Consider the following 588-nt stretch of genomic DNA (forward strand, 5'->3'; position numbering starts at 1 on the left):
TGATAGATACGCCGTATTTCATCTCATCCAAAGCCAGATCAGAAGATTGATTACCTTCATTGATGTGGCTCTCGATCATCAAACCGATGATCGACTTGTTCCCTTCACGGATTTGGTGAATCACATCTTCTGCGACCAATGGCTGACGACGGTAATCTTTGCGTGAGTTTGCGTGGCTGCAATCCACCATCAATGACGCTTCAAGACCTGATTTCGCCATCTCCTGTTCACATTCCGTAACGGATACTGAATCGTAGTTCGTCTGTTTTCCACCACGTAGGATCACGTGGCCATTCGGGTTACCTTGGGTTGTGAGCAACGCAACTTGACCTTCACGGTTGATACCCATAAAGCGGTGGCTAGAAGAGGCTGCCTGCATCGCATTGATTGCGGTTGCCAAACTGCCATCTGTGCCGTTCTTAAAGCCAATCGGCATCGAAAGACCACTAGCCATCTCACGGTGTGTTTGTGATTCTGTTGTGCGTGCGCCGATCGCTGCCCAACTAAAAGTATCGGCTAAGTATTGTGGGCTAATTGGGTCAAGAGCTTCGGTTGCAAGTGGGATTTCCATTTCCGCCAGTTCCACCA

At 49.0% G+C, this 588-nt stretch carries 1 protein-coding gene; it reads right to left on the bottom strand.

Annotation, left to right across the window (positions count from 1 at the left end; translation table 11 throughout):
- The coding region (locus tag R7Q09_RS27070) for a 3-deoxy-7-phosphoheptulonate synthase (protein WP_318144068.1) at positions 1-588 on the bottom strand (588 nt) is incomplete at both ends.

This window comes from Vibrio sp. 2130-1 (assembly GCF_033339515.1).